At 45.0% G+C, this 19201-nt stretch carries 21 protein-coding genes; 11 read left to right on the top strand and 10 right to left on the bottom strand.

What is annotated here, in order from left to right:
* Nucleotides 1-13: 13 nt before the first annotated feature.
* Both SWOL_RS02245 and SWOL_RS14630 read left to right on the top strand, forming a co-directional pair.
* Entirely contained in the window at nucleotides 14-1000 is a 987-nt protein-coding gene (locus SWOL_RS02245) for an MBL fold metallo-hydrolase (protein ID WP_011639884.1), read from the top strand.
* Between the two features lie 234 nt (nucleotides 1001-1234).
* The gene (locus tag SWOL_RS14630; RefSeq protein WP_173309188.1) at nucleotides 1235-1378 is read left to right on the top strand and encodes a hypothetical protein; all 144 of its coding nucleotides are present in this window, start codon (nucleotides 1235-1237) and stop codon (nucleotides 1376-1378) included.
* A gap of 83 nt (nucleotides 1379-1461) precedes the next feature.
* Here the strand turns inward: SWOL_RS14630 and SWOL_RS02240 are convergent, their stop codons facing one another.
* The 3 genes from SWOL_RS02240 to SWOL_RS02230 form a co-directional block, all read right to left on the bottom strand.
* A complete protein-coding gene (locus SWOL_RS02240; protein ID WP_011639883.1) occupies nucleotides 1462-2823 on the bottom strand; it encodes a sigma-54 interaction domain-containing protein in 1362 nt (453 codons plus the stop codon).
* A gap of 333 nt (nucleotides 2824-3156) precedes the next feature.
* A complete protein-coding gene (locus SWOL_RS02235; protein ID WP_011639882.1) occupies nucleotides 3157-4497 on the bottom strand; it encodes an acetyl-CoA hydrolase/transferase C-terminal domain-containing protein in 1341 nt (446 codons plus the stop codon).
* A gap of 118 nt (nucleotides 4498-4615) precedes the next feature.
* Nucleotides 4616-5239, bottom strand: a complete 624-nt coding sequence (locus SWOL_RS02230) for a 3-hydroxyacyl-CoA dehydrogenase family protein (protein WP_011639881.1) — start codon at nucleotides 5237-5239, stop codon at nucleotides 4616-4618.
* 297 nt (nucleotides 5240-5536) lie between these two features.
* On the opposite strand from SWOL_RS02230, the gene SWOL_RS02225 reads away from it, so the two are divergent.
* The 3 genes from SWOL_RS02225 to SWOL_RS02215 are packed head-to-tail and all read left to right on the top strand — an operon-like array spanning nucleotide 5537 to nucleotide 6286.
* Nucleotides 5537-5752 carry a hypothetical protein gene (locus SWOL_RS02225; RefSeq protein WP_155814106.1) on the top strand — a complete coding sequence of 72 codons (216 nt, stop codon included), beginning with the start codon at nucleotides 5537-5539 and terminating at the stop codon, nucleotides 5750-5752.
* Nucleotides 5753-5784: 32 nt separating this feature from the next.
* The gene (locus SWOL_RS02220; RefSeq protein WP_011639879.1) at nucleotides 5785-6039 is read left to right on the top strand and encodes a type II toxin-antitoxin system Phd/YefM family antitoxin; all 255 of its coding nucleotides are present in this window, start codon (nucleotides 5785-5787) and stop codon (nucleotides 6037-6039) included.
* Entirely contained in the window at nucleotides 6032-6286 is a 255-nt protein-coding gene (locus tag SWOL_RS02215; protein WP_011639878.1) for a Txe/YoeB family addiction module toxin, read from the top strand. Before SWOL_RS02220 ends, SWOL_RS02215 begins: the two co-directional genes overlap by 8 nt.
* Nucleotides 6287-6550: 264 nt before the next feature.
* Here SWOL_RS02215 and SWOL_RS13455 read toward each other — a convergent pair whose 3' ends face one another.
* The 5 genes from SWOL_RS13455 to SWOL_RS02190 form a co-directional block, all read right to left on the bottom strand.
* Nucleotides 6551-7909, bottom strand: coding sequence for a M56 family metallopeptidase (locus SWOL_RS13455; RefSeq protein ID WP_242649351.1), 1359 nt, complete (start codon nucleotides 7907-7909; stop codon nucleotides 6551-6553).
* A 191-nt stretch (nucleotides 7910-8100) separates the two neighbouring features.
* Nucleotides 8101-8976: an IS3 family transposase gene (locus tag SWOL_RS02205; RefSeq protein WP_155814104.1), complete on the bottom strand. Its 876-nt coding sequence runs from the start codon at nucleotides 8974-8976 to the stop codon at nucleotides 8101-8103.
* On the bottom strand, nucleotides 8973-9278 hold the full coding sequence (locus SWOL_RS02200; RefSeq protein ID WP_041427287.1) for a terminase gpP N-terminus-related DNA-binding protein: 306 nt from the start codon (nucleotides 9276-9278) through the stop codon (nucleotides 8973-8975). Before SWOL_RS02200 ends, SWOL_RS02205 begins: the two co-directional genes overlap by 4 nt.
* 36 nt (nucleotides 9279-9314) lie before the next feature.
* Nucleotides 9315-9608: a M56 family metallopeptidase gene (locus SWOL_RS02195; RefSeq protein WP_041427286.1), complete on the bottom strand. Its 294-nt coding sequence runs from the start codon at nucleotides 9606-9608 to the stop codon at nucleotides 9315-9317.
* A gap of 10 nt (nucleotides 9609-9618) precedes the next feature.
* Nucleotides 9619-9978 (bottom strand): BlaI/MecI/CopY family transcriptional regulator, encoded by a 360-nt coding sequence (locus SWOL_RS02190; protein WP_011639875.1) that lies wholly within the window; start codon nucleotides 9976-9978, stop codon nucleotides 9619-9621.
* Nucleotides 9979-10427: 449 nt separating this feature from the next.
* Here SWOL_RS02190 and SWOL_RS02185 point away from each other — a divergent pair, with 449 nt between their 5' ends.
* The 6 genes from SWOL_RS02185 to SWOL_RS02160 all read left to right on the top strand — a co-directional run bounded on the left by SWOL_RS02185 (nucleotide 10428) and on the right by SWOL_RS02160 (nucleotide 17318).
* Nucleotides 10428-11198 (top strand): acyl-CoA dehydratase activase, encoded by a 771-nt coding sequence (locus tag SWOL_RS02185; RefSeq protein ID WP_011639874.1) that lies wholly within the window; start codon nucleotides 10428-10430, stop codon nucleotides 11196-11198.
* Between the two features lie 14 nt (nucleotides 11199-11212).
* Nucleotides 11213-12361, top strand: coding sequence for a double-cubane-cluster-containing anaerobic reductase (locus SWOL_RS02180; RefSeq protein WP_011639873.1), 1149 nt, complete (start codon nucleotides 11213-11215; stop codon nucleotides 12359-12361).
* A gap of 385 nt (nucleotides 12362-12746) precedes the next feature.
* Nucleotides 12747-14243, top strand: coding sequence for a sugar ABC transporter ATP-binding protein (locus SWOL_RS02175; protein ID WP_011639872.1), 1497 nt, complete (start codon nucleotides 12747-12749; stop codon nucleotides 14241-14243).
* Nucleotides 14244-14247: 4 nt separating this feature from the next.
* Nucleotides 14248-15201 carry an ABC transporter permease gene (locus SWOL_RS02170; RefSeq protein ID WP_011639871.1) on the top strand — a complete coding sequence of 318 codons (954 nt, stop codon included), beginning with the start codon at nucleotides 14248-14250 and terminating at the stop codon, nucleotides 15199-15201.
* Nucleotides 15202-15220: 19 nt separating this feature from the next.
* Nucleotides 15221-16159, top strand: coding sequence for an ABC transporter permease (locus SWOL_RS02165; RefSeq protein ID WP_049750084.1), 939 nt, complete (start codon nucleotides 15221-15223; stop codon nucleotides 16157-16159).
* A gap of 109 nt (nucleotides 16160-16268) precedes the next feature.
* Nucleotides 16269-17318, top strand: coding sequence for an autoinducer 2 ABC transporter substrate-binding protein (locus SWOL_RS02160; protein WP_162010595.1), 1050 nt, complete (start codon nucleotides 16269-16271; stop codon nucleotides 17316-17318).
* 78 nt (nucleotides 17319-17396) lie between these two features.
* Here SWOL_RS02160 and SWOL_RS02155 read toward each other — a convergent pair whose 3' ends face one another.
* Together SWOL_RS02155 and SWOL_RS02150 are read right to left on the bottom strand one after the other, a co-directional pair.
* A complete protein-coding gene (locus SWOL_RS02155) occupies nucleotides 17397-18278 on the bottom strand; it encodes a uroporphyrinogen decarboxylase family protein (protein ID WP_011639868.1) in 882 nt (293 codons plus the stop codon).
* Nucleotides 18275-19198, bottom strand: coding sequence for a CobW family GTP-binding protein (locus SWOL_RS02150; RefSeq protein WP_011639867.1), 924 nt, complete (start codon nucleotides 19196-19198; stop codon nucleotides 18275-18277). Before SWOL_RS02150 ends, SWOL_RS02155 begins: the two co-directional genes overlap by 4 nt.
* Nucleotides 19199-19201: the final 3 nt, after the last annotated feature.

Here is a 19201-nt window from a genome sequence, read left to right as displayed (position 1 = left end):
GGAGGAGTAATATATGATAGAAGAGCTGCTTCCTGGTATTTTCTGTTTGCAAGTTCCCCTGCCGCGCAACCCTCTGCGAGCCTTAAATGCCTATCTGATTAAAGGCCAAGACCGGCACCTGCTGATCGATACCGGCTTTGACTGGCCGGAGTGCAAAAAGGCCTTGCTGACCGGTCTGAATAGCCTGGGGGTAACTATATCCCAGGTGGATTTTTTCATCACCCATGTTCACGGGGATCATTCCGGCCTGGTCTGTGACTTACTTACTGGAGATTCCAAGGTCTACGCCAGTGAAACCGATGCCGAAATATTGAGAAAAACTACCACCAGGGAGTACTGGCAGGAAATCGATGCTTTATTTGAAATGAACGGTTTTCCTCGAAATAAATCTAAAAACCAGGGAAGCCGGATAAAAGGATATATCTCCGGCAGCGAGATGGATATTACTTATGTCCGGGAAGGGCAGCTGCTGGAAATAGGTCCTTACCGCTTGCGCTGCATTATGACTCCCGGCCACACCCCCGGCCATGTTTGCCTCTACGAACCGGAGCATAAATTCTTTATTTCCGGTGATCATATCCTGGGGGACATCTCCCCCAATATTACTGCCTGGCCGGAGATGGAGGATGCACTGGGCAGTTACCTGGATAACCTGGAAAAAGTAGAGAAGATGGATATCACCCTCATTCTCCCCGGCCATAGAAGCCTGATTTACCATCACCGTCAAAGGATAGCTGAGCTCAGGAAACACCATGAAGCAAGGCTTCAGGAGGTAAGGGATATACTTAAGAAAGGAGCTATGAGCGCCTACCAGGTGGCCAGCTTCATGAGCTGGGATCTTGATTATAAATCCTGGGAAGATTTCCCCATGTTTCAAAGGTGGTTTGCTACCGGAGAGGCCGTCGCTCACCTGGAACACCTGCTGCACTTAAAACAGGTTCAAGTAAATAAGGGAGAGGTATTTCTGTTTTCTTATCCCTCGGATCTCCGTCAGCCTTGATATATCACGGGGACGGTCCGAGACTGCAGAAAAAGTATCATACCCCCGTTTTCATCGCTGTTTGTGTTTTCTGCGCATGGAGGGGTTAATAAGCATCTCATGCCAGCTCTACTGAATAAGGATTCCAAGCTTACCCTTTCGTAATTACATATTTTTCTGCCTGGTGGGAAATAATAAAGCCATAAATTGAGTTGTTAACAGGCTACTCCAAATACTTGAAAAGGGGGATCAAAGTTGGCTGAAAATGAAGTGGAAAGCCGGGAAAAATATGAGCTGGGGAGTTTCGAATTCCTTAAAACCGGATGGTGGATCTGGCACATAGTTGCCATAGTGGGGATATTTTATCTCGGATATCTATTCGGCGGCTCAGTTTTCTAAACAAAGCATGCTGGAGAAAACATAGCTTTAAAACAGGGCTGGATCATGATCCTGCCCTGTTTTATTGCAAAAATAAAGTAGAGTCATGTTTCGATGCCATATTTTTTTATTTTTTTGTAGAGGGTAGAAAGGTCAATTTCTAGTTGCTCGGCCGCTTTGGCCAGGTTAAAGTTGCTTGTTTCCAAGGCCCGGGCTATTAATTCCTCCTCAAACTTCTGGCTGGCTACTTTCAAGCTTTGTAATTCTAAAGGAGCTTCGCTGCTGCACCGGTTTTGCAGGAACTTGAAATGTCGGCAATCCAGAGAACGGCCGTTTTCCATATCAGCCATAATTATCGCCCTCTCCAACATGTTCTCCATTTCCCGGACATTCCCGGGCCAGTGGTATTGCTCCAATAATTTCAATGATTTGGGTGAAATATTAGCAATCATGGTCCGCAACCGGGGGTTCAACTTGTCGATAAAATGGCGGATTAGAACAGGAATATCTTGCTTGCGCTGGCGTAAAGGGGGCACTTCCAGCCTTACTACATTAAGGCGGTAATACAAATCCTCGCGGAATTTCTTTTCCTGAATCAGCTGTTCCAGACTCCGGTTGGTAGCAGCAATCACCCGAACTTTTATCTTGATGGGGAAGCTGCCTCCCAATCGCTCAATTTCTTGTTCCTGCAGTACTATCAGCAGCTTGCTCTGCATGGAAAGCGACATTTCCCCTATTTCGTCAAGAAAGATGGTACCCCCATGGGCCAATTCAAATTTCCCTGGTTTGCCTCCCTTTTTGGCTCCGGTATAGGCACCTTCCTCATAGCCAAAAAGCTCAGCTTCCAGCAAATTCTCCGGAATTGCGGCGCAATTGATGCGCAGGAAGGGAAAGCGTGACCGGGGGCTGGCATTATGGATGGCATTGGCAAAAAGATCCTTGCCCGTACCGCTTTCACCCGTAATCAATACGGTTGTAAAAGGATGATTGGCAATCTGCCGCGCAAAAGACTTGAGCATTTCCATGCCCTTATCCTTGCTCACAATATCATCAAAAGTATATTTGGCGGTATAAAGACTATCCACTTCGTCCCGGTACATATTCAACTCGGAAAGAAGATTCTCCACCAAATTTTTAGCATCCCATATGTCGGGAAAGACACTGTAGGCAAAGGCCCCAACGGTTTCCCCATCCTTGATAATTGGTATGGTGGATGCGATCATGTTATGACCGTTAACCTTCCAGTTATATCCCACCATAGCCTTTCCTGTCGCTAAAATGGTAAAAACCCGGGTATGGGGAGTAACTTCCTTTATGGGCTTTCCTACTACTTCTTCCTTGGTAAGATTCAAAACCTGCAAATAGGTTTCGCTCACCGAAAGAACTATCCCCTTGTTATCAACGATTATGGCGGCCATAAACTGGTTCTGGGTGAACAAGCCCTCTAAAACACTGCCTATATTCACCTTACATCCTCCTCCCTCCAGAAACACCAACTAGTTTTACCTTTATTCCTAACCTGAACATTATATTGAACTCTTATTCCATTCCTGTATATTTCAGTATATCAGTCTTGGTCGATGCTGAGAATTACTCCGAAGCCGCCCTGCGAAGAATTGCGTCATAGGTAATTGCTTTGCCACATAGAAAAGCAGGAAGCAGAAATGGGAAGTGAAAACACTTCCCGCTTCCGCCATTTCAATATTTCTATTCAGGGTTACTTAAATATCTGCTTGCCTGGAATTATGCTGTTATGCTTTCCGCTCTTAATTAGAATATTTGGATCATATCAGAATCCATTATGATATCTTGTTGCTGCGGCGCCAAATGCCCTGGGCCTGAGCCGCCTGAATCAACTCATCCCTGAGCTGGGGATGAGCCAGGTTTATTAAACCTTCCGCCCTTTGCCATACCGACATTCCTTTCATGGCAAATTTCCCATACTCAGTAACAATATAATGGGCTACTGAACGAGGATCGGTAACGATAGCTCCCGGCTTAAGGGTGGGGACAATTTTGGACTTCAGCTTTCCTTCCCGCTCACTACAGGAAGGCAGGCAAACGAAGGATTTGCCACCCCGGGATTCGTAGGCCGCCAGGACAAAATCCAGTTGCCCCCCGGTGCCGCTAATAATGCGGGTACCCACCGATTCAGCACAAACCTGCCCATAGAGGTCTACTTCAATAGCGTTGTTAATGGTTATCAGATTGTCATTTAAGGCGGCTATCGATGGCCGGTTGGTATAGTTTACCGGATAGCTGGCACAAAGAGGATTATTGTCAATAAAATCATAAAGCCGCTGGCTGCCCACGGCAAAGTCATAAACCATTTTCCCCGGATCAATGTTTTTCTTCCGTCCGGTCAAACGCCCTGCCTCGTACATATGCACATAAGCATCAACCAGCATTTCCGTGTGACAACCCAGGTCTTTCAGGTCGGACTCCGCAATCATTTTACCTACGGCATTGGGCATACCTCCGATACCTAACTGGACACAGCACTCGTCTTTCATTTCCTCGATAATTAACTCCGCGGCTTTTTTATCTACTTCGGAAGAAGCCGCATCTGGCAACTGGGGAAGGGGCGGGTTATTACCTTCAACAATATAATCAACTTCCGAAATGTGAATAGATTCTTCATATCCCCCCAAACAGCGAGGAAGCTGGTTATTTACCTCCACGATGACTATTCTGGCCCGCTCACAAACCGCCCTGGTGTGGGAATTCTGCGGTCCAAAATTGAAATATCCATGTTTATCCATGGGAGCTACCTGCAGCATGGCTACTGCCAGGGGCTCAATGTGCTCGCGGACATAACGCGGCAGCTCCGAATACCTTATGGGGGAATAATATACCGCTCTCTCGCTGGCAATTTTGCGATCCATAGCGGAAAGATGCCAGGAATGCCAGACAAACGACTCTTCTTCCGGATCCACATCCATTACCCGGGGACGCCTTAAAGTAAGCAGGGTCCAAATCTTTACATCCTTAAGTTCCTCTTTCCTCCTGGCCAGGGCTTCATCCAGCATCACCACCTGGCCGCACATGGAACCATAATCAATCCAATCTCCGGAATTAACCACTTTTACAGCCTCATCGGCCGATACTAATTTCTTGCGGTATTCATTTACATAATTCATATATAATTAATCACCTCCTGATACATTGGAGTGATTTTCTCCGGATTATTTTCATTAGAGTAAGACAAAGGATGACATCTTTGACATGGGACGGTTATTTTGTCGCATGCACCACGGCCTATGGCGCCGGATTCTCGGAACAGGTTTCCGTAATATAAGGAACCAGGATACGGTTGACTATGAAGCCGGGAAACTCCCGCGCCAGAACCGGCTCTTTCTTTAATTTCTTGCATAGCTCCACTATGGCAGACGATACCGCTTCACTGGTCTCAGCTCCAGGTATTACCTCCACCAGTTTCATAACTGGAACCGGGTTGAAAAAATGCATGCCAACAACCCGATCCGGCCTGCCGGTAGCTGCAGCTATTTCCGTTATACTAAGAGCCGAGGTGTTGGAAGCCAGGATAGTGTGTTCCGGACAAATCCCATCCAGTTCTTTGAACACCACCTTCTTAACCTCGATCTTTTCTACTATCGCCTCGATTACCACGTCACAATCTTTAAAATCAGCCATGCTACTGCCGGTGGCCAGATTTCCCTCTCTTTTTTGCATTTCGCCTTCGTCCAATTTGCCTTTTTCCACGGCCTTTTTCCAGGCCTTCTTGATACCTTTCAAAGCCTTTTCAATTATCGCGGTTTCGATATCCACCAGGATTACCGAAAAACCTGCTTCAGCAGCAACCTGAGCTATTCCAGCTCCCATGGTACCTGCTCCCAGAACGCCAATTTTCTTTATTTCCATTACTTTACCCCCTTACTTTATTGCATTCGATTGAGCTTCTTAGAGCTTTCTTCGCCTCCTCTCCTTTATTCTTTATTGGCTGATTGCCGAAAAACGGTTTTTATATAGCTTGATAATGTATAATAAGCAAATACCGTGCCAATATTTTTGCAAATAGCTTAAGCCAGCAATAATAGGGGATTTTCCAGATAGCGGATAGTAATACAGGAGGGTAAGCGTTTGGAATTTCGGCCAAATACTTACCCTCCTATTGGGGTTTATGACGCTAGAATATGCTTGGGGGGAGGGTTTGGCCCTTTGGCCAAAACCCAATGTGCTATTCTATGTTTAAAGCATCAGAAGAAGCTGCGAAGCAGTTTCAACACACCGCTGCAACAAGGCGGGGGAATAGAACCCACTGCCTGTTTTGTAAATAGGCGACCGCTTAGCGGGGGACATATTTCACCTCGTTATAAAAAGTCTGACAAAAGGGAAGTCAGCAACATACATTGGATTGACCGGGAGCACGATTGACTGTACAATAAATTGTACGGAGGTGATAGCTTATGATGGCAGTAAACTATTCTACGCTGCGTGAAAACCTGAAAAAATACTGTGATGCGGCTAATCAAGATCTTGAACCAATCATTGTTACCAGAAAAAACGGCGGCAATGTAGTGTTAATCTCTGAAAGTGAATACAATAATCTTCTGGAAAATCTCTACATCAGGAGCGACCCGGAATATTATAATAAGCTATTGAAGTCGATTGAAGAATTGAAATCAGGAAAAACGCTTCGCTCAGAGCTTGCCGATGAATAAAGTTTTCACACATACAGCCTGGGAAGAATACCAGTACTGGCAGAAAGAAAATCGCAAAATGACCAGCCGTATTAATGAATTAATTAGAGACATTGAACGCAATGGAAACACAGGTATCGGGAAACCGGAAGCGTTAAGACATGAATTGTCCGGGTACTGGAGCAGAAGAATCAATAATGAGCATAGATTGATATACTCCATTGAAGGGAAAAATATCAATATTATTTCTTGCCGACGGCATTATTAAGAGGCGATGCACACAATGCGATCGGCCTTTAGAGCTATCCCAGCAGGCACCCCCCTGCTGGCGATCAGGATGCAACACCCGGCGAAGGCGAGCAGTCGAGAGAGGACAGGAGGTCGCGAGAGCGTTCACCCTTCGCGTTCGCCTGATGCTCCCTCCTGTCGCTATTAAAGGCTGATTTCAAACGTGGCCGAAACTAGTACCTAAAGCTGGATGTCGATACGGATAGCGGAAAAACTGAAATAAATTTTTTCAAATGATCGTCCATTATCTTATCCACTCCCGCCATTTCACTCCATCGCTACTGATTTCTGCCCTGCCAGTTATCACATTCTCGTGATAGAACAGCCAGGTAACTCCGTCATCGTAACTGGCCATTTCTTGACCGGTGTCAGGATCGCTGCGCATGTAAAAATACTTATGATTGCAAAATTCCGAGTACTTTGGCTCTTGTATAGTTGCAATAAGGTCTTTCCAAGTAACTCCATCGGCGCTAACTTCAATTTTCTTGGATTCCGGGTTATTGCGTGTGCTCAGCCAGGTTGAGCCATCATCGAAACTCACTTGATTTTTGCCGGTTTCCCGATCAATTCGTTTGTAATAATATTTTCCGATAACCACACAATGAACCGGATAGACCGGCACACCATCTATTTCTGTTTTATGCTGCCCATCCGAATAATAAACTTTTCTAATTTCAGAAGAAGAACTATTGCCATCATTGTTTGAAGCAGGTTCAGCAATTGTTTCGCCATTATTTACCGGAGTTTTTTCAGACACCGGTGATGGAGATGCCGGGTTCAATTCCTCAGATTTTTCTGTCAGATAAGAATTTTGTCCGACCGTTGCTTTTGAGCATGCAAACCCGACAGTAACGCCGGCTATAAGCAAAACAGCAACAATGATTACCGGTAAAGAATACTTTTTGATTTTCATAATCGCAATTATCCTTTCTTCAATGGCATTTTTGCTGAAATTATTAAACAGCGGGATCAAGCGGCTTTTCTTTTCTTCAAGTCCAATAAGCGCCAGTGCATAAGTTGATTTAGCCGTATCCCCAAACGCCCGCACCACGGACTCGTCACAAGTGAGTTCGATATCCCGGTTTGCCAGCATATACATTGCCCACACCAGGGGATTAAACCAATGGATGCATACAGCGGATGTAATCAGCAGTTTTGCCAGCGCGTCAAAACGTCTGATATGTACATACTCGTGGGTCAGTATATACTGCATTGTCGTTTCATCCGTCCAATCAATTGCTTTGGGTAAAAGAACCACCGGATGCCATACCCCATAAGTTAGGGGAGCCTTTATTCTGTCACTTTGCCTGATTTGAACCGTCCGCCGCAAGGAATGTCGTTGCTGCCAGCGGTTTATAAAGTCGTTCTCCACCGGCAGGGCAGTTTGAAATTCTCGGCGGCATTTGATATAGCTAAGCAAGAAAAATATAGTGCAGATACAAATGCCCGCTATCCAAATTGAGATCAGGGGCGACATGAACATGGATATAGTTGAAGCACCAGTAGCAGCATGTTTCCCCATATCAACTATTTCCAGGTACTGCCCCCAAAGTTCCGCACAAATAAAATGCACACCCACCCTGCAAGGCGTATAGATCAACACAAACCTGTTAAGAATAAGAATGCTTTTACCGTCGTGCAGGATAGGGCAACGCTGGAGAGCAACCCGAGCGGCTCGACCGGTTTTGCTAAGCAGATGCGGATAGTCAAATGACTGTCCGTTTTGTTTTTATCTGCTTTGGAAAACGAAAGCGATAAACTCGCGGGGGTTTGGGGGCGGCAACCCCCAATTCCTTAAATATCGGCTTTTTGTTTTACGAACGCTATTTGCCGTTCCTCATAAGGTGTTAAGCCATTCCCTTGAATCCTCTCATAATTGTAATAATGGACAAATTCATCGGTCAATTTTAAGGCTTCATCAAGCGTTTTCGGCTTCTCAAGATAAATGCATTCTGTCTTGAAAATGCTGAAAAAGTTCTCCGCGCAGGCGTTATCGCCAGGCGTGGAGGGCTTCGACATCGACGGTGTTATGCCGTGTTCCGTTGTCTGTTCCCGGTAGTCGAACGAGCGGTATTGTCCGCCGCCATCGCTGTGTAAGAGCGGCGGTTTTTGCGGCTTTTCGGCTTGAATGGCATTTGAAATAGTGTTTTTGACAATTGAATAATCCTGCTTTTTCGCAGTTCTATATGCCACGATAAAATTGCCGCATAAATCGCGGATTGCTGATAAATAAGCTGTTCCGTCCGGCATAATAATATACGAAATATCCGTTACCCATTTCTCATTCGGAATTTCGCTGTAAAATTCCCGGTTAAGCACGTTTTCATACTTCAGATTGCCATTTGGTTTGAATTTAGTAACTTTCCTGCGGCGAATAGCCGACAAAAGATTGTTCCGGCTTGTGATTCGCAAAACTTTCTTTTTGTTGACAACCAAGTTCTTTTCCTGTTTCAGCCATAAGGTCAACCGCCTGTAACCGTATCGGCGTTTATGTTTTTTATGGCACTCGCTGATTAAATTTATCAGTTCTTGGTCGGGGTTTTCACCTTGCTGACGTTTCCTGAAATCATAAAACCCGCGCCGGGAAACATTGTAAAACTTACACATTTCACTAATGCTATACTTGCCAGCAAACCGCTCTATGACCGAGAATATTTGTGGTTTTCTCACCTTTCTTCGGTCAGTATAAGAAAATTTCTGAGCAGTTCCACCTCCATTTCAAGGCGGGCAATCCGCGCTTCCGGACTTGTTTCATCTTTTATTTTGTGGACATGTAGACTTTCCTTCTTGACAGGCTCCTTAGCAAGCGGAGTATCATAGCGCTTTGGTATATCGTGGGATATTCTATATCTCCTCGCCCATGATTTTATAGTGTTTTTAGGTATACCAAGTGTATGCGCTATTTCGCCATAGCCTTTTCCCTCGTGAAAGTACATATTCAAAGCCTTCTCACGTTCATCGATATTTCGCACATTACCACCTCGTGGTTATTGTTGCCACAAGGGGGTTCATTTATCCTGTGCGTTTTTTTGGGGGCAGTACCGCATAGCGGGTGTGCCAGTTAGAATAGCAGGTGCAGGGATATACGCCGTTTCCACAGTAGTCGCCCGTCTTAGCATGTCAATGCCGGTGTAAAAGCTTAGACGGGACGGAATAGAAAATGGAATCAGCAGACGGCAGATTACAACGCCCCATAGGATCAGAAACGTCTTTTTAGGCAGCCGGTGAAGGGCCAACGCGCGGATGATAATCACTGCAATAATCAGGAACGCTGCGGAAAAACTCATCTGAAATATATCCATTCAGGCCACCTCACTTCAAATTGTTGACGATCTGCTTCAGCCTCTCTATTTCCTCCGGGGACAGGTTTTTTCTGCTCAGAAGAGATGCAAAAAGCAAGTCGGCGGAACCGTCAAACACCTTGTTGATCAGTTCAGTCGTTTCCTGTTCCTGTACCTTCTCCTTGGCGATCAAAGCATGGCACATAAAATTAGGCTCGCTGCGCTTAATTGCGCCTTTGGCAATACATCTTTTAATAAGGGTGTAAGTCGTATTCACATTCCAGCCAACCTGTTTGTTAAGAATATCGGAAATTTTCTTGGCTGTCGTATCGCCTTCCCGCCAAAGGACATCCATAATTCTTAATTCAGAATCGAACAATTTTATTTCCATACATAAACCCCCCACCGCTTTAGTATTTTTTACGATACACCAATACTACTGCAGTCGTATGGAATAGTCAATACTACTAGAGTAGTTTTTCTAAAAATATGCAAAAAATCTTGACTCAGTCAGAAGGCAAACTTATTATCCATATGCCTAATTGTCTTACGCTAAGATTGTCTGATTGGTTTTTTACATGGAGAACCACTAGCGTTGAATTAAGGGAAGCCCCGCTATACCCCACCAAGAGAAGAACTCTTAAAATATTCCGACTGAGATTATTTAATCGGCAAAAACGATCCCTGTTCTTATCTTCCACAACACTTTTTATACTTTTTGCCATAATTTTATTTCTTAATTTATAATATTTAATTATATATAAAATAACTAATAATATTGACACATTGTCCGATTATCCATATAATAATTAAGAAGTATTGGGCGAGATGGTGTATTTTATGAATTATGTTGGCATTGACATTGGATCAACCGCCGCTAAAACAATTGTTTTTAACGGGGAAAAGGTAATTGCTTCTTTCGTTATGCCTACCGGTTGGAGCAGTAAGGAAACTGCCGTACGTATAAAAGGCCAATTGGAATCTTTGGGGTTTAATGTGGAATCCGCAGATATAAAAACGATCGCCACCGGTTATGGACGCATTTCGGTTGAATATGCAGATATGGTTTTGACAGAAATCACCTGTCATGGCAAAGGTGGCTACCATTTGTTTTCTCAGGACGGCGTAATCATTGACGTGGGAGGTCAGGATACCAAGGTTATTACCATAAAACATGGGACGGTCTCCAACTTCTTGATGAATGATAAATGCTCAGCCGGCACTGGCAAGTTTATTGAGATTATGGCCAATCGTCTGGCAGTTGATATTGACGAGCTTTTCAGCTTGGCTGAAGGCGGTACGCCTATTCCGATTAGTTCCATGTGTACGGTCTTTGCTGAGTCGGAAATCATTAGTCATATTGGAGCTGGACAGCCAAAAACAGATTTGGCCGCTGGTATCGTGCAATCTGTAGTATCCCGGGTAGCTCTACTGGTAGAACGGCACGATATAAAGGGAATCTGTATTTTAACAGGGGGATTAAGTCATAACCAATACTTCAGGAAACAACTTGGCGAGAAACTACGCCGAGAGATTCATACTCATGATCTGGGTAAATATGCCGGCGCGTTGGGAGCAGCGCTTATAGCGGCAGATAAATTCAAGCATTAAAGCGAGGCAGTACGATGTTAAATCTACCTGAAAATTTTAAAAGCTATTCTGAAGCCCGCCAAGAAGGTTTTATACGCTTAAAAGGTTTAAAGGAATCCGGCAAAAAGGTGGTAGGAGTGTTTTGCTCTTATACTCCCACTGAGCTAATTCTGGCGGCTGATGCGGTTCCCGTTGGCTTATGTGGAGCCAGTGAGGACCCCATATCCTATGCAGAAAAAACCCTACCCAAGAACCTGTGCCCGCTTATAAAATCCAGTTATGGTTTTGCTGCCTCCGATACGTGCCCCTATTTCTATTTCTCGGATTTGGTAGTAGGAGAAACAACCTGCGATGGTAAAAAGAAAATGTTTGAATGGATGAATGAAATCAAACCTACCCATGTTATGCAGCTGCCTCCAGGGCGCACCAGCGGTACCGCGCTGGCTACCTGGCACAGCGAGATGCAGCGGCTAAAAGATGTTCTGTCCCGGACATTGCAGGTCGAGATCACCGATGATGATCTGCGCCAGGCCATTCATCTTAAGAATCGGGAAAGGAAGGCCATTCTTGATTTTTATGATATAGGCAGTCTAAAGCCCACCCCTCTTTCCGGATATGAAATCAACACCCTGATCGATAACAACACTTTTCTGTTTGATACCGAAGAAAAGATCGCCATATTGGAAAAACGAACAGCTGAGTTACTAGAGGATTATGAGAAAAACTTTAAGGGAAAACCCTCCCGTCCGCGGATCTTGATTACCGGTTGCCCTACCGGAGGTGTGCGGGAAAAGATCATCCGCCGGATCGAAGAACTAGGAGCCAACATTGTGGGCTTTGAAAACTGCTCGGGGCCGCGGGAACAAAAGGATCTGGTGGACGAAAACAAAGACCCCTTGCTGGCTCTGGCCGAAAAATACCTGCGAGTAAATTGTTCGGTAATGAGTCCAAATCCCCAACGTATCGAGGCAATGGATGAAATGATCGAAAACTACCAGGTGGACGGCGTGATCGAGGTGATCCTTCAGGCCTGCCATACCTTTGCCATTGAATCGAGTCGGATAAAAAAGTTCGTAACCGAGCAAAAGCACCTGCCCTATCTTTGCCTGGAAACCGATTATTCTCAGGGCGACACCGGTCAAATAGATACCCGGATCAGCGCTTTTTTAGAGATACTTGCGTAGTTGAAAACCAGATACATGAAGAAACATTCTAATTGGTGCTAATTAATCTTTACGAAAGACCATCCAAGCACATACTGTCTAGCCGGTGAAAGTTTGGTCGTCAAAAACGCCCTTTCCTTTGTATGGCGTTTTTGACGATGCTGGATTCTCTTAATGTTTCGGCCAGGTAACTTGCTCGCCTTCGCTATCCGAAAGGTACTTTAGTTGATATACTTCTACGCAAGCCGTGTATTACAAGATGCATCTGTTTGACAGGGAAACACAAGGAAACCGTTATTATCGGCAACCTGGATTCGATTTACATATTGCGGGAGCTAAGCGCTGATTAATCGCAAGTGTTTTAATGATAGCACATTCATATTATCAAAGACGGGATAGTAATTAAGTGCAAGAGAGCAGAGAATTTATTTTGGAAATAGCTCAATTGAATAAAACCTATTCCGGTAATCGGGTTTTGAATAATATTAATTTTGATTTGAAACTTGGTGAGGTCCATGCCCTGGTGGGTGAAAACGGTGCGGGCAAGTCCACTCTCATTAAGATTATTGCGGGTGTTGAAAAACCCGATCCGGGTGCGGAAATTCTCTTCGGTGGCTGCCCGGCAATCAATCTGAACCCTTCAAAATCAGTACAGATGGGCATTTCCGTCATATATCAGGACATTAGCCTTTTCCCCAATCTCTCGGTAGCTGAAAATATATGTATTGGCGGACAGAAAGGCTTATTCATAAAATGGAAACAGGTATTTGAAACCGCTCGGTCCGCCTTGATTAAACTGGGGGCAATAGATATTGATCCCCATGTCCCGCTTGGCGAAATCAGCATAGGTCAACGTCAAATGGTAGCCCTGGCCCGTGCTCTGACTCATGAGGCCCGGGTTATAATTATGGATGAACCTACGTCCTCTCTCTCTGCTAATGAGATCAAGGCTCTCTATAGCGCCATTCAAATTCTAAAAAATGAAAACAAGTCCTTAATCTATATATCCCATAAGTTTGAAGAAGTGTTTGAGGTGGCTGACCGAATATCAGTGCTCCGCGACGGTGAGATGATAGCAAGCAAAGCTGCCTGGGAATTTGACGAACAGAGCTTGATTAGCATGATGGTCGGCCGGGAGATCAGATTTCTGCCCATGCGCAACGATGGGGTAGCCGGTAAAAAGCTACTTGAGGTCAGAGGACTGACCAAAGAACCGTTGTTCAGGAATATTTCCTTCTCCCTGTACGAAAACGAGATATTGGGTATAACCGGACTGGTAGGGGCAGGACGAAGCGAAATGGCACAGACCTTGTTTGGCCTTGAGAAAGCGGATAAAGGCCGCATATTCATGGGGGAGAAAGAACTCAGCATAAAATCAGCAGTTGATGCAATAAAGAGCGGGATTTGTTACCTGCCTGAAGACCGGAGAGGCCAGGGAATATTTCTAATTCAAAGCATGGCTCGAAACATTACTACCGCGAAGCTTGAGTCTATATTAAACCGCTGCCGTCTGCTGAGCCGCCCCAAGGAAATGGCCGTTAGCGAGTATTATATGGACAGGCTTAACATAAAACCTAGGCTGCCCGATATTAGTGCTGATAAAATGAGCGGTGGTAACCAACAGAAGTTATTGTTCAGCCGCTGGTTGAATGCCCGGCCGCAAATCTTGATTGCCGACGAACCAAGCAGCGGTATTGATGTGGCTACCAAGGCGGAAATTCACGGGCTTTTGCGAGAACTGGCAGCATCCGGGGTGGGGGTTATATTGATCTCTTCTGACTTGCCTGAAACCCTGGCAGTCTGCGACAGAATACTGGTAATGCGCAACGGCAATATAGTGGATCAAACAAGCAGCAAGGAATCAAGCCAGGAAGAACTTATCAGGAAAGGACTAATGGGATAAAGCAATGGCTGCAAATAATAATTTATTTAGTAAACGTGATTTATATCTGATTTTTACCATAGTAATATTGGGATTATTTATTTCCTATAATGCACCTGAATTCATGCAGCAAAAAAACCTGTCCAATATACTGGGAAATAATTCTGTCTATGGAATAATGGCAATTGGCATGACTTTAATACTGGTTACAGGGAATATAGATATTTCCGTGGGTGCGGTATTTGCTATCACAGGTATAATTGCGGCCAACTTCGCCAATTATGCCGATATCGCGGGCATAACAACACCGCTCCCGGTTTTTGCTGTAAGCATGCTGGCAGGTGCAGTACTGGGCTTTATTAACGGCTATCTGGTGGCAAAAATTAAGTTGCCGGCCATTATTATAACCCTGGGTAACATGAGTATAATGCGGGGTTTACTACTGCTGCTGACCGGAGGTGCGTGGGTATCCAGCATGCCAGGATGGCTTACTACCCTGGCCAGAAGCAAATATCTTGGGTTATATGCATCTACATATTTATGGTTGTTCACTGCTTTGCTCATTTTTATTCTGCTTAAATGTACGGTGCTGGGACGCAATATCTTGGCTGTGGGCGGGAATCCAACCGCTGCACAACGAATCGGTATCAATCTGAAAAAGGTTTATGTTTTTATATTTTCGGTTTTTGGTGCCCTTACCGGTCTTGCCAGCACTATTTATATAGCCAATTTGGGATGTGCCCAGCCCGTTGCCGGTATGGGATACGAATTGACTTTGATCGCAGCAAGCATTATAGGAGGAGCCAGTATTTTTGGAGGCAAGGCTTCCATATTGGGGACTTGCCTGGGGGTTATTCTCCTGGGCATTATTGCCAATGCCATGGTATTGGCTCATATCCCAATATACTGGCAGAGTCTGGTTACAGGTCTGGTAATCATTCTGGCTATTTTGTTTTCCTACCGGGAAGAAAGAATTTAAGGAAATGAGGATTGGGTATTTGAAAGCATTGGTTTCAAAAAACCAAAATAATGAAATAACCTTGCTTTTTATACTTATAGTTCTAGTCATTATCTTTTCTACATTCAGCGAGGGCTTCTTTAAAATCGGCAACATGTTGGAGATCTCCGCCCAAATGGTGGAATTGTCGCTCTTAACCCTAGGCATGAGCGTTTGCATAATATCCGGAGGCTTTGACCTGTCCATCGGTGCAATGGTCGGGTTAAGCTCCGTTTGCCTGGCTATCCTTATAAGCTCGGGGATGAACATGGGTCTGACTATTGCCCTGGTTTTTGGACTTTTGCTTTTTTGCGGCCTAATAAACGGCATTCTGGTCGGCTATTTGCGTATAAATTCAATGCTGGTAACCCTCGGCACATCCTCAGTCTATATGGGTATTGCGATCGTAATTTCCCAGGGGCGGGCCATCTCCGGCCTGACTCAGGAATTCGCTGTTTTCGGCCAGCATTATCTGGGGATTATACCCGTGCAAACCATAATATTGATAGTGGTTGCGGCTTTTTCCCTTCTGATTCTTAGCTATAGTACTTGGGGACGCCGCATATACCTTATCGGCAGTAATTATGAGGTAGCGCGTTTTGCGGGCATTAACTGCGGGTTCAATATTATGCTGGTATATGTGTACTCGGCAGCCATGGCTTTTTTAGCCTCTCTTATCCTGACCTCGCGTCTGGCCACCGGCCGGGCAGACTTCGGCGAGACATATATTTTGCAAAGCGTTGCGGCAGCAGTTTTTGGCGGTATAGGCATAAACGGGGGCTCAGGTAATCTATTCGGGGCTATTCTGGGGGTGGCAGTCTTTGCAATTATCAGCAACGGTTTTAATATGCTGGATTTTTCCCAGTATGCTCAGCAAATCGTAATCGGATTAATTCTGATCGTTTTTCTTGCTTATCGTGCGCAGCATAACCAGGTATGAAGTATTGCTGTCAGAACTATAGGAAAGCATGCTGCTATTACTGTTTTCCCATAGTTGCATCTGGAGCAATTTGACATAGATATTACGGAGGATTGAAAGGATGGGGATTATGAAAAAAAGCAGATTTTTTATTGCAGTGCTACTAATTTGGGCTATGTCTTTATCAGTATTTGGCTGCAGCAAGGAAGATTCAGCAACAACGGGAGATGCCAAAAAAGCTGAAACTGGAGAAAAAGCCCCAGCTACCAAAGGGAAAATCGCCTTTGTCACATTTGCTACCGGGGTACCCTACTTTGAAATTGGTGCTGCTGGAGCCAAGCAAGCAGGCCAAGCACTGGGTTATGAAGTGGTCTACAAAGGACCGGCCAAAGCTGATTCAGCAGCCGAAATACAGATCATCAACGATCTGGTTACCCAAGGCGAAGTTAAAGCCATTGTGGTGGCCTGCATGGATTCCAAATCAATTATTCCGGCTTTGAAAAAAGCCCGTGAAGCCGACATAAAAGTTGTGACCTGGGATCTGGACTGTGAGCCTGAAGGCCGTGATTGTTATGCAGGTCTGATGGATCTTGTTGTTATGGGCAACGAGTGGATTGAAAGCATGGTTAGGTCGGTTGGGGACGAAGGTGAATATGCAATTGTTATGGCTACTCTGACCAATGAATTTATGAACAAGCGCATAGACAACATGAAAAAGTATGCGGCTGAGAAGTATCCTAAACTTAAACTGGTAGCCGTGGAATCATGCGATGCCGATCCCCAGAAAGCCTATCAGATCTCTAAGGATCTTTTAACCAAATACCCCAATCTGAAATGTATAGCCACATCTTCTACCGAAGCCTTCAGTTCGGCTGCCAAAGCCATTGAGGACGATGGCAAGATAGGCCAGGTTTATGTAGTCGGAGGATTGACCCCTAATCTTGCCAAACCAGCATTCAAGAGCGGGGCCGCCAAGGAAGCAGTCCTCTGGGACCCTGGCAAATGGGCCGGTTTTGGAGTAACTATAGCTACTCAACTAATTGAAGGCAAAACCTTCGACAAGGTTGGCAAGGTGGAGATCACCGGATTCCCGAAAGCGGAACTGTTCGCCCCCGGCATTCTCTATTACCATGAGTTGTTGACCTTTACTCCAGAAAATGTAGACAGGTATGATTTCTAATTTCCATAGATGCGAAAAGCCGGGTCAACACTATTCTTTGGCCCGGCTTCATTGTTTATAGTAATTTTAACTGCAAAACTAAAACTCTATCCTCCAAACTGTGTTATCCTTTAGTTTATTAACCGTTCTCTTCATGCAATTGTGTCCTATGAATCTGCTGCCTTGTGATTTGTATAATAATTCTGTTATAGCCTGGCCATAGGTTTGGTTAGAACTCACCTCAATCGGATACGACCTTGCAAAGCCGTGATTTTCCAGAGATACCGAGGTTTTGCCGCAGATATGGACAAAACAACCATCCAGCTCATCACTTGTCTGAAGTCGCTTTAACAAATTCAGGCTGGCAATACCTGCTATATCTTTGTATATCTTGGGCCCAACCATGTCAGCGGTACCGACCGCATCGGCATAGGATATAATTCTTGCACCCATTTTAATCGCTTCAAGGATATAACGTAGTATAATTCCCTCTATTATCCTTAGTACATCGTCTATCCCTTCCCGGTTTTTTTTGACCGCTTTATATAAGACCATGGGATCGAAAAGAGAAGTTATGATAGTAAAGGGTCCGCTCACATTAAGAGCCACCACTTCCCCGCTTTGGGTCAACGTCTCTACTGCATCAAGCACTGATTTAATTCTGCCTGAATTAAAATCCACCATCCTCAGATCTTTAAGCTGCTCAATGCTTTCATATGAATATGAACTGATTCTGGGGCCTGAGCTTGCATTGCCGAGATTCACCCGGGCACCCAGCGCTTCGGCCTCCACCGTCAGGCAAAACGGCAGCATGCAGATGCTGTTTTGCTTATTATGCTTTATAGCCAGAGCCAGCCGCGCCATTTCCTGACTGTCACTATGAAGATCAGGAAAATGAAATCCTCCCTGCTCTACAATCTCCCGGGGTATTTCCAGTTCATCCCGGCCTGCGCAGACAAAGTTAATACCGCTGACGCTCATAAAACCCCCACCCCATCTCCAGACCAGATAACTGACAGCATATCCCTATTAAGATTGCTGCCGATTATACATACCCGGCTTGAGTTGCCCAGGCTGTTATCATTAATAGTATATCTTCCGTTGACATAGTTGAATTCCAGGGGGCCGTCATCACCCTCGACAAACCCTTTGGCTCTTACAATCCTTCCTAGTTGCTTATTCTGCAGATTATCTAAAATATATTGCAGGTTTTCTCGGTTAATTCGCCTTGGGGCAGTGAGACTATAGCTTTGCAGGTTTCCCGATAAGACGCCTATTGCGCCCCTAATCCGGATAGTTTTTTCGGGATCAAATTCGGTATTGGTCAACTCCCAGTAATCAAGCTCGCTGAACTGCTCCCAGTCCCTGGCCATAATGTCGGCTTGGGGATTAATGCTTCGCAGCGACTTTATTATAACGTCGAGATTGTCTTCCCGCATAAGCTGGATCTTGCTCAACACGATAATTCCTGCATGGGCAATCTGGTCCTTATAAAACAGCCCGAAATCCTCCACCAGCATCAGATAATCAAGCGCGTCCACTACAACTATTGGCATAGTCAGACTGCATCTGTCTGCAATATCCTTTCGTTTAAATAAAGCAGTAATCTGACTGAGCATTCCTATTCCGGTAGGCTCTATGAATATATGTTCGGGATGGTAGTCTTCTATCACGGATAAGAGCATCGCCTCAAAGTTGGCTCTCATACTGCAGCAGATGCAACCCTGCACCATTTCTACCACATCGTAGTTTGCGCGTTGCAATACATCTCCGTCGATGCCTACTTCGCCAAATTCGTTCTCGATAATAACCTTATTACCCTCAACGAAAGCCAGCAGCTTTAACAACAGGGTAGTCTTTCCCGCTCCGAGAAAACCTGAAACGATATGTACCTGGGTCATAAA

Origin of the sequence: Syntrophomonas wolfei subsp. wolfei str. Goettingen G311, from assembly GCF_000014725.1 — a bacterium.
In the GTDB taxonomy this organism is placed as follows: Bacteria; Bacillota; Syntrophomonadia; order Syntrophomonadales; family Syntrophomonadaceae; genus Syntrophomonas; species Syntrophomonas wolfei.
This window is presented reverse-complemented; position numbering and strand designations above follow the sequence as displayed.

Bases quoted from the DNA above. Each gene is read 5' to 3' on its own strand.
- SWOL_RS02245 (WP_011639884.1), top strand. From the start codon at position 14: ATGATAGAAGAGCTGCTTCCTGGTATTTTCTGTTTGCAAGTTCCCCTG.
- SWOL_RS02235 (WP_011639882.1), bottom strand. From the start codon at position 4,497: ATGAATTATGTAAATGAATACCGCAAGAAATTAGTATCGGCCGATGAG.
- SWOL_RS02230 (WP_011639881.1), bottom strand. From the start codon at position 5,239: ATGGAAATAAAGAAAATTGGCGTTCTGGGAGCAGGTACCATGGGAGCT.
- SWOL_RS02220 (WP_011639879.1), top strand. From the start codon at position 5,785: ATGATGGCAGTAAACTATTCTACGCTGCGTGAAAACCTGAAAAAATAC.
- SWOL_RS02215 (WP_011639878.1), top strand. From the start codon at position 6,032: ATGAATAAAGTTTTCACACATACAGCCTGGGAAGAATACCAGTACTGG.
- SWOL_RS02195 (WP_041427286.1), bottom strand. From the start codon at position 9,608: ATGGATATATTTCAGATGAGTTTTTCCGCAGCGTTCCTGATTATTGCA.
- SWOL_RS02190 (WP_011639875.1), bottom strand. From the start codon at position 9,978: ATGGAAATAAAATTGTTCGATTCTGAATTAAGAATTATGGATGTCCTT.
- SWOL_RS02185 (WP_011639874.1), top strand. From the start codon at position 10,428: ATGAATTATGTTGGCATTGACATTGGATCAACCGCCGCTAAAACAATT.
- SWOL_RS02180 (WP_011639873.1), top strand. From the start codon at position 11,213: ATGTTAAATCTACCTGAAAATTTTAAAAGCTATTCTGAAGCCCGCCAA.
- SWOL_RS02170 (WP_011639871.1), top strand. From the start codon at position 14,248: ATGGCTGCAAATAATAATTTATTTAGTAAACGTGATTTATATCTGATT.
- SWOL_RS02160 (WP_162010595.1), top strand. From the start codon at position 16,269: ATGAAAAAAAGCAGATTTTTTATTGCAGTGCTACTAATTTGGGCTATG.
- SWOL_RS02155 (WP_011639868.1), bottom strand. From the start codon at position 18,278: ATGAGCGTCAGCGGTATTAACTTTGTCTGCGCAGGCCGGGATGAACTG.
- SWOL_RS02150 (WP_011639867.1), bottom strand. From the start codon at position 19,198: ATGACCCAGGTACATATCGTTTCAGGTTTTCTCGGAGCGGGAAAGACT.